Raw genomic sequence first — 13,762 nt, 5'->3', positions numbered from 1 at the left:
AGGATTAAGCAGCCCGGCGTTGCGTCAACTGCATCCAATCCCGGGCAGCACGCTGCGCCACCGATATCTCCCGAGCGGTCATGTCCTCGGCGATCTCCGCCCGGCATTCCTGCGCGGCGATGTTCCCCGACACCGCCGCCAGATTGAACCACTTGTGCGCCTCGATCAGGTCGAGGACGACACCCGACGTCCCCGTCGAATACACCATCCCCAGTTCGTAGCACGCCCGGTCGTCGCCTCGCGCGGCATCCGCCAGACGACGTTCGATCGTAATATTCGCGGTCTTGAAACTGATGCCCATGGTCTTGCCCCCAATGTTCGTGAGGACAGAGTGCCGTGATTCGGGCTACGAAATGGTTAATGGGTTAACGCCCGTTTTTTACAACGCGTCTGGTGCCTCGATCGCGATGTTATCGATCAACCGCGTCGCACCCATCCGCGCCGCCGCCAGCAACCGCCGCGGACGCTCCGCCGCAGGGTTCTCCGCCAGCGTCTCCGCATCCGCCAGCGCGACGTAATCGATCGTGAACCCCGCCCCGACCAACGTCGTCCGCGCATCGTCGAGCACCGACTCGACGTCCTCGCCCTTCGCGATCGCCCGCGCGGCGACGCCCAGCGCGCGCGGCAGGGCCACCGCCTGCTTACGCTGCTCGTCGTCGAGGTAGATGTTGCGCGACGACATCGCCAAACCGTCGTCGTCGCGCTGCGTCGGCACCCCGACGATATCGATCGCGAAATCGAGATCGGCGACGAACCGCCGGACGACCGCCAGCTGCTGGTAATCCTTCTCGCCGAAATACGCGGCGTCGGGGCCGACCTGGTTGAACAGCTTCGACACGACCGTCGCGACACCGTCGAAGTGGCCGGGCCGCGAGGCGCCGTCGAACCCATCGCTGACACCCGAGACGCGCACCGACGTGGCGAAGCCATCGGGATACATCGTCTCGACCGACGGCAGCCAGAGCAGGTCGCACCCGGCTTCGTTGAGCATCCGGATATCGGCCATCTCGCGCCGCGGATAGCGCGACAGATCCTCGTTCGGGCCGAACTGCGTCGGGTTGACGAAGATCGACGCGACCACCTTGGTCCCCGGCCGCTTCGCCGCCTCGATCAGCGCGACATGGCCGGCGTGGAGCGCCCCCATCGTCGGAACGAGCGCGACGCGCTGCCCCGCCGCACGAAAGGCGGCGACGCTGTCGCGCAACGCATTAAGGTCCCGGACGGTGTCCACGTGAAACTCCTACTCGATAAGTGCGGTCGCGGCTTCTATGAAGGGTGACTGTTACGATCAATAAGGAAACGCGCGTTGGCCACGGGCCCGGATTCCCCTCAAGCTTCCCCCCAAGCTTCGACGCACGTCATCGTGTTCGCCAACGAGAAGGGCGGCACCGGCAAGTCGACGACCGCGGTGCACGTCGCGATCGCGCTTGCCGCCAAGGGTGCGCGCGTCGCGTGTCTCGATCTGGATCACCGCCAGCGCACCGTCGGCCGCTATCTCGACAATCGTGCCGAGACGATGAGGCGCAACGGCTCGGTGCTGCCGATGCCGCGCCACGCGACGCTGTCCGACCAGAGCGAGGACCAGTTCGAAGACCTGTGGCACTCGCTGTGCGAAGGCTCGGACTTCCTCGTCGTAGACACGCCCGGCCGCGACGATCCGTTTGCGCGCACTGCGGCTGCGCTCGCGAACACCTTGGTCACGCCGATGAACGACAGCTTCGTCGACTTCGACCTGATCGGCCAGGTCGATCCCGAGACCTATCAGGTGACGCGCCCGAGCTTCTATTCCGAACTGATCTGGGATGCGCGAAAGCAGCGCGCACGCGCCGACGGCACGACGATCGACTGGGTCGTGCTGCGCAACCGCCTCCAGCATATCGAGGCGCGCAACATGCGCCGCGTGTCGGATGCGCTGGCGCAACTTGCCAAGCGCGTCGGCTTCCGGATCATCCCGGGGCTCGGCGAACGTGTGATCTACCGCGAGATGTTTCCCGCCGGCCTGACGATGATCGACGCCAAGGAATTCGGCAGCATGGGCCTCGGCCACGTCGCCGCGCGCCAGGAACTGCGCGAGATGATGGCCGCGTTGCAGCTGCCCGAGGTCATGGCGGAACAGACGCCGGGCCCAGTCTCGGGTGTGGCTGCATGAAGTGGATCGTCGCCGCGCTGTTTATCTGGGCGGCATGGCATTACCTTCGCCCCAAGCCGAAGCAGCGCGTGGTGACGGATGAAGCCGAGGCCCGCTCGATCCTCGGCATCGATAGCAGCGCGAACGCCGACGCGATCCGCAGCGCGCACCGCCGCCTGATCGCCTCGGTCCACCCCGACCGCGGCGGCTCGACCGACCTGACCCGGCGCGTGAATGCGGCGCGCGACCTCCTTCTGAAGCGCGCACGCTAACCTCAAACCGCCGTTCGTCCCGAGCGAAGTCGAAGGACAAGCTCAGCACGAACGGAAAGACAGGCCTATGACCCACCAGTTCGACCCGACCTCGCTCCGCGAATACGACATCCGCGGGATCGTCGGCAAAGCGCTCGGCCCCGCCGACGCCGTGGCGATCGGTCGAGGCTTCGCCACCCGCATCCGCGCCGCTGGCGGAACGCGCGTCGCGGTCGGCTATGACGGCCGCAACTCCTCGCCCGAACTCGAAGCCGCGCTCGTCTCCGGCCTCGTCGCGGGCGGCGTCGACGTCGTCCGCATCGGCCTCAGCTCCACCCCGATGCTCTATTACGCCGAAGCGACGCTAGAAGTGGACGGCGGCATCCAGGTAACCGGCAGCCACAATCCCCCCGACTATAACGGCTTCAAGATGGTGCACGCCCACGCGCCATTTTTCGGCGACGACATTCAGGATCTCGCCACGCTCGCCGCGTCGGGCGCGTGGAGCGACGGTGCTGGCGAAGTCACGACGGCCGATGTGCTGGACGCCTATGTCGGCCGGCTGATGCTCGGCTATGCGGGCGGTGCGTACCGGATCGGCTGGGATACCGGCAACGGTGCCGCGGGTCCGGTGATCGAGAAGCTCGTCCAGCTCCTGCCGGGTGAGCATCATGTGATCTTCGCCGACGTGGACGGCAATTTTCCCAACCATCATCCCGATCCTACCGAAGAGGCGAACCTCGCCGATCTCAAACGCCTGGTCACGGAGAAGAAGCTCGATTTCGGACTAGCCTTCGATGGCGATGGCGACCGGATCGGTGCGGTCGACGGCTCGGGACGGGTGATCTGGGGGGATCAGATCCTGTCCATATTGGTCGAACCTGCGCTGCGCGAGCACCCCGGCGCACCGATCGTCGCCGACGTGAAATCATCCCAAGCCCTGTTCGACCGCATCGCCGAACTGGGCGGCGAGCCGGTGATGGCCGCCACAGGCCACAGCCTGATGAAGACCGCGATGACTCGCACCGGTGCACCGATCGGCGGGGAGTTGAGCGGGCATCTGTTCTTCGCGGGCGAATATTACGGGTTCGACGACGCGCACTATGCGGCGGTGCGGCTGATCCGCGCGGTGCATCTGTCGGGGCGGTCGCTCACCGAACTGCGCGACGCGATGCCGGCGCTGGTGGCGACGCCGGACCTGCGCTTTCCGGTCGAGGATGTGCGCAAATTCGCGGTGGTGGACGAGGTGATCGCGCGGCTGAAGTCGGAGGGCGCGGAGATGGACCTCACGGATGGTGCGAGGGTGACCACCGCCGATGGGTGGTGGCTCCTCCGCGCCTCGAACACCCAGGCGATGCTGACCGTGCGCGTTGAGGCAAAGGACCAGAGCGCGCTCGATACACTTCTGGCAGAGGTCGACGCGCAACTCGCGGCAAGCGGCGTTGTGAGATCGGTACCGTAACAAGGCCGCCACCCCGGCGAAGGCCGGGGCCCAAGTGGAAAGGTGGAAGTAACTGCGCGCTGTCTTCCGTTAGCAACCTCCCCCAATTGGGCCCCGGCCTCCGCCTGGGTGGTGCTGGTGGAGAGGGCGCTCCCGGAATTAGACGAAGTACTTGCTGCGAGCAGTGAAGTGCCCCCCACCCCCCGTCATTCCCGCGGACGCGGGAACCCAGACTGGCTGGCCTCCCAATGGATCACGACCGTTCGGAGACTATGGATCCCCGCCTTCGCGGGGATGACGATGAGGTGGCAATGACGGCGTTGTGTTGGCGACAGCCACACATGATTGACACGCCACCACCCCAGCCTACCGTCCCGCCACCACCCCAAGGAGTCCCCCCGTGGAGCGCCCAGTCGACGAATTCCGCTCCAGCACGCGCCGCTGGCTGCTCGGCAGCTTTGCCGGTTGGGGCACCCTCCTCACCTGTCTCGCCGGCGTAGGCTTCGTCATCATCGGCGTCCGCTGGCTCAAGAACCGCAGCGCCAGCTACGAGATCACCGACCAGCGCCTGATCATCAAGCGCGGCATCCTGTTCAAGACGATCGACGAGATCGAACTCTACCGGATCAAGGACGTCCGGCTCGGCTATTCGCTGCTCAACCAGATGACCGACATCGGCACGATCATCCTAACCTCGAGCGACCGCACGACCAGCGGCGGCGAGTTCACCCTCCGCGACATCCCGATGGCACGCGACCGCCGCGAAGGCCTGCGCAAGCTCGTCGACCGCGCCCGCCAGCGCCGTGGCGTCCGCGAACTCGACGTGGATGACGCATACGCGCTGGATTAAGCGCGCTTTTGTCCCCACATGGCGGCCATGGCGCCCCCCTATCCCAAGCCCAAACCCCAGCCCCAGATGATCCGGGTCGTCGACCTCGAGACCACCGGCTCGGCCCCGCCCGCCCACGGCGTCTGCGAGATCGGCTGGCAGGACGTCGCGCTCGGTGAGGACGGCCGCTGGGAGATCTACGGCGAAGGCGGCAGCCTGCTCGTCAATCCCGGCCGACTGATCCCGCCCGTGACTCAAGCGATCCACCACATCCTCGACGAGCATGTCGCCGACGCGCCGTATTGGCATGACTGTGCGCGCCAGGTGCTCGACCCGTGGCCACGCCGGCTCGCACTCGCCGCGCACCGCGCCGATTTCGAGCAGAAATTCTGCACCCCCGCGCTTACCCGCGACGCCGAGTGGATCTGCACCTGGAAATGCGCGCTCCGCCTCTGGCCCGACTCGCCGAGCTTCTCCAATCAGGTGCTGCGCTACTGGCGCAAGCCGCACGGCATGGAGCACGAGCGCGGCCTGCCTGCCCACCGTGCGTTCCCCGACGCCTACGTCACCGCGTTCCACCTGCGCGACATGCTCAACGAGGCGAGCTTCGCGCAACTCGTCGAGTGGTCGCGCGACCCCGGCCTGATTCCCCGCGTCCGCTACGGCCCCGATCGCGGCAAGGAATGGTCCGAGCTCGATCACGAGACGCTGATGGCGTTCATGACCGACCGCGATCCCGATATCCGCTTCACCGCCAACCACGAGATGGACCGGCGCAGCGGTGGCGGCCGCGTCGGCAAGGCGAGCGCGCAGGACCTGCTGCTCTAAATCAATATCGTTACGCTGGCGGACGCGGCAGTATCGCTGGCGTAACGACATCCGCCAGCCTACACCGCCCGTCCCATGGTTCGCGTACGCCTGAAACTACCCTCTTCGGAAGGGCGAGTCGCACGGTGGCTGGTCGCGTTCATGACGCTCGGCTTCATCGCGTTGGCCGCCGCGGCGATCGCGATCGGCTGGATCACCGTCCGCAACCGCACCTATACCGCCGAGATCCTCCATACGCAGGACGTCCGCCAGGCGATCGCCACGCTCCAGATCCAGATGGAGCAATCCGAGACGGCGCGGCGCGGCTACATCCTGGCCGGCAAACCGCTGTTCGCCACCGCCTATGCGCGGACTGCGGGCAACCTCGTCCCGTCGATCCGCAAGCTGCGCCATCTGACCCGCGACAATCCGCGGCAAGGTGCCCGCCTCGACCTGATCGAGCCGCGCTTCGTCCAGTTGCGCGCGCTTCGGACGCAGTCGATGACATTGGTCGCCGCGGGCCGGATCGCCGAGGCGCAGCGCCGGTTCGCGGTCGATGCCAGCGTGCCGTTGATGCGCGGCATCCGCTACCGCCTCCAGGCGATGGCCGCCGACGAGGTTCGCCTGCTCGGTATCCGGACCGAGCGCCAGGAACGCACCAGCGCGCTGTTCCTCTCGGTCGCCGGGCTCGCCGCGGCGCTGCTGCTGATCGTCGCGATCCTCGCGGTCCTGCTGATCCGCCGCTACACCGCCGACCTCGCCGCCTCGCGCGACAGCCTGCGCACCCTCAACGAGACGCTCGAGGAGCAGGTCGTGGAACGCACCGCCGACCTCAGCCGCGCGAACGAGGAGATCCAGCGCTTCGCCTATATCGTCAGCCACGACCTGCGTTCGCCGCTCGTCAATGTGATGGGCTTTACCGCCGAACTCGCGACCGCCGCAGGGCCGCTCGCCGAGCTGGTCGACCGCGCCGAAGCCGAAGCGCCGCACATCCTCACCGAAGACGCCCGGCTGGCGGCGCGCGAGGACCTGCCCGAGGCGATCGGCTTCATCCGCACCTCGACGCAGAAGATGGACCGGCTCATCAACGCCATCCTCAAGCTCGCGCGCGAAGGCCGCCGGACGATCGCCCCTGAGCATATCGACCCCGCACAACTGGTCGACACGATCGTCGGCGCGCTGCAGCACATCGTCGACGATCGCGGCGCCGTGGTCCGCGTCGAGCGGCCGATGCCGGGAATCGTCACCGATTGCCTCGCGCTCGAACAGATACTGTCGAACCTGATCGAGAACGCGACCAAGTATCTGAAGCCCGGCCGCCCCGGCGAGATCGTCGTGAAAGGCCATACCGAACGCGGTCGCGTGATCCTGTCGGTGGTCGACAACGGCCGCGGCATCGATCCGCGCGATCACCAGCGCGTGTTCGACCTGTTCCGCCGCTCGGGCACGCAGGACCAGCCCGGCGAAGGCATCGGACTCGCGCATGTCCGCGCACTCGCCTATCGTCTCGGCGGCACGATCGACGTACAGTCGACGCTCGGCGACGGCGCGACCTTCCGGCTCAATCTGCCGACCCACATGACCATCCAGGACGCAGCATGAACGATCACAAGACCGTCGGCATCGTGATGATCGAGGATGACGAGGGCCATGCCCGCCTCATCGAGAAGAACATCCGCCGCGCCGGCATCCTGAACGATATCCGTCACTTCACCGACGGCACCACCGCGCTCGACTTTCTGTTCAACGCCGCAGACGGCCCCGCGAAAAGCGGCCCGGCGATGATCCTGCTCGACCTCAACCTGCCCGACATGAGCGGCACCGACATCCTCGCGCGGATCAAGGCGGAGGGCAGCCCGCTCAAGCGCACGCCGGTCGTCGTGCTCACCACCACCGACGACAAGGTCGAGATCGAGCGCTGCTACGACCTCGGCTGCAACGTCTACATCACCAAGCCGGTCAACTATGAGAGTTTCGCGCAGGCGATCCGTCAGCTCGGGCTGTTCCTGTCGGTGATCCAGGTCCCCGAAGCCGAGTGAGCGAAACGCGCGTCCTCTACATCGACGACGACGCCGGGATCCGGCGGCTGGCGGCGCGCGCGCTCGAACGTCGCGGCTACCGGATGACCGTTGCCGAGACGGGGGCCGAGGGCGTCGTGAAGGCCGCCGCAGAGCGCTTCGACCTGATCGCGGTCGACCATTACATGCCTGGGATGGACGGCCTCGAAACCCTCGACGCACTCCGCCGTCTGCCCGATCCGCCCCCCGTCGTGTACGTCACCGGCTCCGAGGAAGGCCGCATCGCGGTCGCCGCGCTGAAGGCGGGTGCCGCCGATTACGTCGTGAAGACGGTCGGCGACGATTTCTTCGACCTGCTTGCCGCCTCGTTCGAACAGGTGCGCGCCCGCGCCCTGCTCGAACAGGAAAAGGCGTCCGCCGAAGCCGATCTGCGCGCCAGCAACGCGCGGCTCGAGGCGTTGCTCGGCGAGGTCAACCACCGCGTCGCCAACTCGCTGCAACTCGTCTCGGCGATGGTCCGCCTCCAGGCGACCGCGCTGACCGACCCGTCCGCGCGAGAGGCGCTGGAGGATACCCAGCGCCGCATCCAGGCGATCGCGCAGGTCCACCGCCGGCTCTACACCAGCAACGACGTCGAGAGCGTTGACATGCAGGAATATCTCGGCGCGCTGGTCGACGAACTTGCCGAAACCTGGTCGACCGAAGCCCTCCCCCGCGCCTTGAGCCTCGCCGCCGAGCCGATCCGCCTGCCCACCGACCGCGCTGTGTCGCTTGGCGTAATCGTCACCGAACTCGTCACCAACGCCTGCAAATACGCCTATCCCACCGGCGGCGGCGAAGTCCGCGTCGCGCTGCGCCGCATCGACGACGACGTCTTCCTGCTCGCGGTCGAGGACGATGGCTGCGGCATTCCCGAAGACGCCGTCCCGCGCGGCACCGGGCTCGGCACCAAGCTGATCCGCGCAATGGCGCAGAGCCTGCAGTCGATCGTCGAATACGACCCGACCCACACCGGCGTCCGCGCCACCCTCCGCGCCGCGGTACGGTAGGCACTCGTCCGTCATCCTGACAAAAGTCAGGATCCAGAGCCAAGCAGGACAGCGTTGCGTTACTCTGGATCCTGACTTTCGTCAGGATGACGGGGTTTCTCCGGGATTTCAGATCGCGCGCACCGCGGCCAAGATCATCCGCCCGGTCAATCGCGCCGTCTCATCCTCCGACAACCGCGGCCGCGACAGCGTACGGTGGCCGAGCCCGAACATGAAGGCGAGGATCAGCTCCTCCGCGCCCTCCAGTTCGTTCTCCTGCAAGTCCGGATTGGCGACGCAGGCGAGTTCGCGGATCATCCGGCGGAAATCGCGGCACAGGTCGGCGATCGTGTCGGCGACATCGGCGTTGCGATGCGCCTCCGCCATAATCTCGAACGACAGCGCCTCGTCACCCTTCGACAACGCACGCCGTGCCAGTTCGACGAACCCTTCCTCGATCGAGAATCGTTCCGATTTGACCGAGTCGTTCATCGTCTGCAGCTCGGCCATCTTGGCGGCAGCATCTTCCATCACGATCGCCTGGATCACCGCATTCTTGCCGGTGAAAAGGCGATAGATCTGGCCGACGGAAACGCCCGCCGCCACCGCCAGTTCGGACATCGGAGTCTGGTGAAACCCTTGGGTCGCAAACAGATGACGGGCCGCGGCTACGATACGTTCCCGGCTCCCCATCTCATGCTGCACTGCACTCAAAATCATATTCCCGATGCGTTTTTTGGTTGACCCGCCGCTCGCACGATCATAGCGGGCAAAGCAAGCGGAATGAACGTTCATTCCGGTAAAACTCATCTGCACGACGTCGGGATGCTTAACATGCAGCAATTGAACCTCAGGGGAACGGTGGCTCTGGCCGCGCTGGCGCTGATGACGGCGTGCAGCAAGGAGCAGGCTCCGCCGCCTCCGCCCACACCGACCGTCGGCGTCGTCACCGTCGCCGAAGAATCGGTCGTGCTCACTTCGGAACTCCCCGGCCGTATCGCCGCAGTGGAGACCTCCGAGGTCCGTCCGCAGGTCAGCGGCGTGGTCCGCGATCGCCTGTTCACCGAGGGCGCGATGGTCAGCAAGGGCCAGGTGCTCTACGCGATCGAGGACGCCCCCTACCGCGCGGCGCTCGCCAGCGCGCAGGGCCAGCTCGGCGCGGCCCAGTCGCAGATCAACGCGACCCGCCTCCAGGCGCAGCGTTACGGCCAACTCGTCCAGCTGAACGCGGTTAGCAAGCAGGAGGCGGACAACGCCACCGCCTCCGCGCAACAGGCTCGCGCGAATGTTGCAGCGCAGCAGGCAGCGGTCCAGTCGGCGCGCGTCAACTTGGGCTTCACGCGCATCAAGGCACCGATCTCTGGCCGCATCGGCCGGTCGCTCGTGACCGTCGGCGCGCTGGTCCAGATGGGCCAGACCGATCCGCTCGCGACGATCCAGCGGACCAACACGGTGTATGTCGACGTTGTCCAGTCGGCGGCGCAGCTGCTCGATCTCAAGCAGGCGATGGCGAGCGGCGGCGTGACCCGCGGCGACGGCAGCGCGCGCGTCCAGCTGATCCTTCCGAACGGCAGCACCTATCCGATCGAGGGTCGCCTGCAATTCTCCGAAGTCACGGTCGACCAGACCACCGGCGCGGTGACGCTGCGCGCGAGCTTCCCGAACCCCAACGGCCTGTTGCTGCCCGGCATGTATGTCCGCGCCAAGCTGGTCGAGGGCACGCGTGCCCAAGCGATCATGGCGCCCACCGCCGGCATCACGCGCGATCCGCGTGGCGGTGCGACCGCTCTGGTCGTCAACGCGCAGAACAAGGTCGAGCAGCGCACCGTCACCACCGATCGCGTGATCGGCGACAAGTGGATCGTCACCAGCGGCCTGAAGCCCGGCGACAAGCTGATCGTCGAGGGTCTGCTCAATCTGCGCCCCGGCTCGACCGTCAAGCCCGCCGCCCCGCAGCAGGTCGCCAAGCCCGCCGGCGCGGCACCCGGAGGCGGCGACGCGTCCGGTGCGACCAGCAACAATTCCGCGCAGGCCGGGAAGTAACCGCCCATGTCACGCTATTTCATCGATCGACCCATCTTCGCATGGGTCATCGCCATCATCCTGATGCTGGCCGGCATCCTCGCGATCCGGTCGCTGCCGATCGCGCAGTTCCCTGAGATCGCCGCCCCCAAGGTGACGGTCGCGACGTCCTATCCGGGCGCCGACGCACAGACGCTCGAGAACACGACGACGCAGATCATCGAGCAGCAGATGAAGGGCATCGACAACCTTCGCTACTTCGCCTCGACCTCGGACGGCTCGGGCAACCTCGCGATCACGCTCACCTTCGAGCAGGGCACTGATCCCGACATCGCGCAGGTCCAGGTGCAGAACAAGCTGCAACAGGCGACGCCGCTCTTGCCGCAGGAAGTGCAGCAGGCCGGTCTTCGCGTGACCAAGGCGACCGCCAACTTCCTGCTCATCATCGCCGCCTATTCGGAAAACGGCGACCACGACCAGGTCGATCTCGGCGACATGATCGCCTCGAAGCTCCAGGATCCGCTCAGCCGCATCAAGGGCGTCGGCGACACGCAGGTGTTCGGCGCGCAATATTCGATGCGGATCTGGGTCGACCCGTTCAAGATGTCGAACCTCGGCGTTACCGTCACCGACATCACCTCCGCCCTGACCGCGCAGAACGCACAGGTCTCGGCCGGCCAGGTCGGCAGTCTGCCTGCCGTGAAGGGCCAGTCGCTCAACGCGACCGTGACCGCACAGTCGCGCCTCCAGACGCCGGAGCAGTTCCGTGCGATCATCGTCCGTTCGGCGACCAGCGGCGCGACCGTGCGCCTGTCGGACGTCGCGCGCGTCGAGATGGGTTCGGAGAACTACAGCTTCCAGGCACGCTATAATGGCAAGCAGGCGGCAGGCTTCGGCGTGAAGCTGGCACCGGGTGCCAACGCGCTCGACACCGTCAAGCTGGTGAAGGCCGAGGTCAACCGGATCGCCAAGCAGTTCCCGCCCGACGTCAAGGTCGCGTTCCCGATCGACAATTCGACGTTCGTGCGGCTGTCGGTCGAGCAGGTCATCCACACGCTGATCGAGGCGATCGTCCTCGTCTTCCTCGTGATGTTCCTGTTCCTCCAGAATTTCCGCGCCACGCTGATCCCGACGATCGCGGTCCCGGTGGTGTTGCTCGGCTCGCTCGCCGTGCTCCAGGTCGCGGGGTTCACGATCAACACGCTGACCTTGTTCGGCATGGTGCTGGCGATCGGTCTGCTCGTCGATGACGCGATCGTCGTCGTCGAGAACGTCGAGCGCCTGATCCAGGAAGAAGGACTAAGCCCGAAGGAAGCCGCCAAAAAGTCGATGGACGAGATCAGCGGCGCGCTGGTCGGCATCGGCCTCGTCCTGTCGGCGGTGTTCCTGCCGATGGCGTTCTTCAGCGGCTCGACCGGCGTGATCTTCCGGCAGTTCTCGATCACCATCGTGTCGTCGATGGCGCTTTCGGTGCTGGTCGCGCTGATCCTGACGCCTGCGCTCTGCGCGACGATCCTGAAGCCTGCCAAGGAAGGTCACGGCGAGAAGAAGGGCTTCTTCGGCTGGTTCAACCGCACCTTCGACAAGGGCGTCGGCAAGTACGGCAACGGCCTGCGCCGCGTCGAGAAGGGCTGGGTCCGCACGATGCTGGTCTATGCCGTGATCGTCGTGGCGATGGCCTTCATCTTCGTCCGGCTGCCGTCGGGCTTCCTCCCCGAGGAAGATCAGGGCGTGATGTTCGCGCAGGTCTCGATGCCGTCGGGTACGCCGATGGAGGAGACCGCCCGGACGATGGACAAGGTCCGCGATCACTTCATGATCGACGAGAAGGCCAACACCGCGGGTATCTTCACGATCAGCGGCTTCGGCTTCGTCGGCCAGGGCCAGAATGTCGGCATCGCCTTCATCCAGCTCAAGCCGTGGGAAGATCGTAGCGGCAAGGAGAACGGCGTCGCGGCGGTCGCGCAGCGTGCCAACCAGGCGCTCGCAGGCGTCCGTGCCGGCATGGTGATCGGCTTCGTGCCGCCCGCCGTGCAGGAACTCGGCAACGCCAATGGCTTCGACTTCATGCTGAAGGACAATGCCGGCGTCGGTCACGAGAAACTGCTCGAAGCGCGCAACATGCTGCTCGGCATGGCCAGCCAGGACAAGCGCCTGATGCAGGTCCGTCCGAACGGCCTGGAGGATGCGCCACAGCTGAAATTGAACGTCGACCAGGCGCAAGCCGGCGCGCTCGGCCTCAGCCAGGCGGACATCAACACCACCGTCAGCACCGCGTTCGGTGGCGCGTACATCAACGACTTCATCGACCGCGGTCGCGTGAAGAAGGTGTTCGTGCAGGCCGACGCTCCGTTCCGCACGACGCCCGCCGATCTCGGCAACTTCTACGTCCGCGGCACGACCAGCAACGCGATGGCGCCGTTCTCGTCCTTCTCGACGACGAGCTGGAACTACGGGCCCTCACGACTCGAACGGTACAACGGCGTAGCCTCGTTCGAGATCATGGGCTCGCCGGCGCCAGGCGTCAGCAGCGGTACCGCGATCAAGGCGATGGAGGAGATGGCGGCCAAGCTGCCACCCGGCATCGGCTATGAATGGACCGGCCTCAGCTACGAGGAAAACCTGTCGGGCGGCCAGTCGACCACGGTCTACGCATTGTCGCTGCTGATCGTGTTCCTCTGCCTCGCGGCGCTGTACGAGAGCTGGTCGATCCCGATCGCCGTCCTGCTGGTGGTGCCGCTCGGCGTCCTCGGCGCGGTCGGCGCGGCGATGATCTTCGGGCTGAACAACGATATCTACCTCCAGGTCGGGCTGATCACGACGATCGGTGTGGCGGCGAAGAACGCGATCCTGATCGTGGAGTTCGCCGAGGAGAAGATGGGCGACGGGATGAACGCGGCCGATGCCGCGGTCGAGGCGGCCAAGCTTCGCCTTCGCCCGATCCTGATGACGTCGTTCGCGTTCATCTTCGGCGTGCTGCCGCTCGCATTGTCGAGCGGTGCCGGCGCCGGCGGCCAGAACGCGATCGGCTGGGCGGTGGTCGGCGGCATGCTGTCCGCGACCGTCCTCGCGATCTTCTTCGTGCCGCTGTTCTTCCTGCTCGTGAAGCGCGTCTTCAAGCAGGACAAGGCCGGCTCGGGGCAAGACCGCGACCAGGTGCCCGACCACGACGGCAACCGTGACGACAACCGTGACGGCGGCCATCCGCCCCACGACCAGCGGCCGCAGGAGGCCTGAT

Annotated in this window: 13 protein-coding genes; 10 read left to right on the top strand and 3 right to left on the bottom strand. The window is 66.3% G+C overall.

What is annotated here, in order from left to right; all coding sequences use genetic code 11:
* Positions 1–4: 4 nt before the first annotated feature.
* Together IFT67_RS12395 and panC are read right to left on the bottom strand one after the other, a co-directional pair.
* The gene (locus IFT67_RS12395) at positions 5–301 is read right to left on the bottom strand and encodes an SEL1-like repeat protein (protein ID WP_192238536.1); all 297 of its coding nucleotides are present in this window, start codon (positions 299–301) and stop codon (positions 5–7) included.
* 78 nt (positions 302–379) lie between these two features.
* Positions 380–1,231: a pantoate--beta-alanine ligase gene (gene panC / locus IFT67_RS12390; RefSeq protein WP_192238535.1), complete on the bottom strand. Its 852-nt coding sequence runs from the start codon at positions 1,229–1,231 to the stop codon at positions 380–382.
* 75 nt (positions 1,232–1,306) lie between these two features.
* Here panC and IFT67_RS12385 point away from each other — a divergent pair, with 75 nt between their 5' ends.
* From IFT67_RS12385 to IFT67_RS12350, 8 genes are all read left to right on the top strand, one after another.
* Entirely contained in the window at positions 1,307–2,149 is an 843-nt protein-coding gene (locus IFT67_RS12385) for a division plane positioning ATPase MipZ (RefSeq protein ID WP_192238534.1), read from the top strand.
* Complete coding sequence (locus IFT67_RS12380; RefSeq protein WP_056053349.1) at positions 2,146–2,400, top strand: DnaJ domain-containing protein; 255 nt, start codon at positions 2,146–2,148, stop codon at positions 2,398–2,400. Before IFT67_RS12385 ends, IFT67_RS12380 begins: the two co-directional genes overlap by 4 nt.
* Positions 2,401–2,467: 67 nt before the next feature.
* A complete protein-coding gene (pgmG, locus tag IFT67_RS12375) occupies positions 2,468–3,841 on the top strand; it encodes a phosphoglucomutase/phosphomannomutase PgmG (RefSeq protein ID WP_192238533.1) in 1,374 nt (457 codons plus the stop codon).
* A 379-nt stretch (positions 3,842–4,220) separates the two neighbouring features.
* Positions 4,221–4,670, top strand: coding sequence for a PH domain-containing protein (locus IFT67_RS12370; RefSeq protein ID WP_093398397.1), 450 nt, complete (start codon positions 4,221–4,223; stop codon positions 4,668–4,670).
* 27 nt (positions 4,671–4,697) lie between these two features.
* Positions 4,698–5,477: an exonuclease domain-containing protein gene (locus IFT67_RS12365; protein ID WP_107964229.1), complete on the top strand. Its 780-nt coding sequence runs from the start codon at positions 4,698–4,700 to the stop codon at positions 5,475–5,477.
* 75 nt (positions 5,478–5,552) lie between these two features.
* Positions 5,553–7,058, top strand: a complete 1,506-nt coding sequence (locus IFT67_RS12360) for a sensor histidine kinase (RefSeq protein WP_192238532.1) — start codon at positions 5,553–5,555, stop codon at positions 7,056–7,058.
* On the top strand, positions 7,055–7,495 hold the full coding sequence (locus tag IFT67_RS12355) for a response regulator (protein WP_056053360.1): 441 nt from the start codon (positions 7,055–7,057) through the stop codon (positions 7,493–7,495). Before IFT67_RS12360 ends, IFT67_RS12355 begins: the two co-directional genes overlap by 4 nt.
* Positions 7,492–8,523, top strand: a complete 1,032-nt coding sequence (locus IFT67_RS12350) for a histidine kinase dimerization/phosphoacceptor domain -containing protein (RefSeq protein ID WP_192238531.1) — start codon at positions 7,492–7,494, stop codon at positions 8,521–8,523. The genes IFT67_RS12355 and IFT67_RS12350 overlap by 4 nt, the downstream gene beginning before the upstream one ends.
* A gap of 108 nt (positions 8,524–8,631) precedes the next feature.
* On the opposite strand, the gene IFT67_RS12345 is transcribed toward IFT67_RS12350, so the two are convergent.
* The gene (locus tag IFT67_RS12345; RefSeq protein WP_244647347.1) at positions 8,632–9,123 is read right to left on the bottom strand and encodes a TetR/AcrR family transcriptional regulator; all 492 of its coding nucleotides are present in this window, start codon (positions 9,121–9,123) and stop codon (positions 8,632–8,634) included.
* 213 nt (positions 9,124–9,336) lie between these two features.
* Between IFT67_RS12345 and IFT67_RS12340 the strand changes: the two genes are divergently transcribed.
* Entirely contained in the window at positions 9,337–10,545 is a 1,209-nt protein-coding gene (locus tag IFT67_RS12340) for an efflux RND transporter periplasmic adaptor subunit (protein ID WP_192238530.1), read from the top strand.
* A gap of 6 nt (positions 10,546–10,551) precedes the next feature.
* Positions 10,552–13,761 (top strand): efflux RND transporter permease subunit, encoded by a 3,210-nt coding sequence (locus IFT67_RS12335; RefSeq protein WP_192238529.1) that lies wholly within the window; start codon positions 10,552–10,554, stop codon positions 13,759–13,761.
* The last annotated feature ends 1 nt before the right edge of the window (position 13,762 follow it).

The organism is Sphingomonas sp. CFBP 13728, from assembly GCF_014841895.1.
GTDB lineage: Bacteria > Pseudomonadota > Alphaproteobacteria > Sphingomonadales > Sphingomonadaceae > Sphingomonas.
This window is presented reverse-complemented; position numbering and strand designations above follow the sequence as displayed.

What these genes read in the sequence shown, in the direction of transcription:
- IFT67_RS12395 (WP_192238536.1), bottom strand. Translation starts at nt 301, where the DNA reads ATGGGCATCAGTTTCAAGACCGCGAATATTACGATCGAACGTCGTCTG.
- IFT67_RS12380 (WP_056053349.1), top strand. Translation starts at nt 2,146, where the DNA reads ATGAAGTGGATCGTCGCCGCGCTGTTTATCTGGGCGGCATGGCATTAC.
- pgmG (WP_192238533.1), top strand. Translation starts at nt 2,468, where the DNA reads ATGACCCACCAGTTCGACCCGACCTCGCTCCGCGAATACGACATCCGC.
- IFT67_RS12365 (WP_107964229.1), top strand. Translation starts at nt 4,698, where the DNA reads ATGGCGCCCCCCTATCCCAAGCCCAAACCCCAGCCCCAGATGATCCGG.
- IFT67_RS12360 (WP_192238532.1), top strand. Translation starts at nt 5,553, where the DNA reads ATGGTTCGCGTACGCCTGAAACTACCCTCTTCGGAAGGGCGAGTCGCA.
- IFT67_RS12355 (WP_056053360.1), top strand. Translation starts at nt 7,055, where the DNA reads ATGAACGATCACAAGACCGTCGGCATCGTGATGATCGAGGATGACGAG.
- IFT67_RS12345 (WP_244647347.1), bottom strand. Translation starts at nt 9,123, where the DNA reads ATGTCCGAACTGGCGGTGGCGGCGGGCGTTTCCGTCGGCCAGATCTAT.
- IFT67_RS12340 (WP_192238530.1), top strand. Translation starts at nt 9,337, where the DNA reads ATGCAGCAATTGAACCTCAGGGGAACGGTGGCTCTGGCCGCGCTGGCG.
- IFT67_RS12335 (WP_192238529.1), top strand. Translation starts at nt 10,552, where the DNA reads ATGTCACGCTATTTCATCGATCGACCCATCTTCGCATGGGTCATCGCC.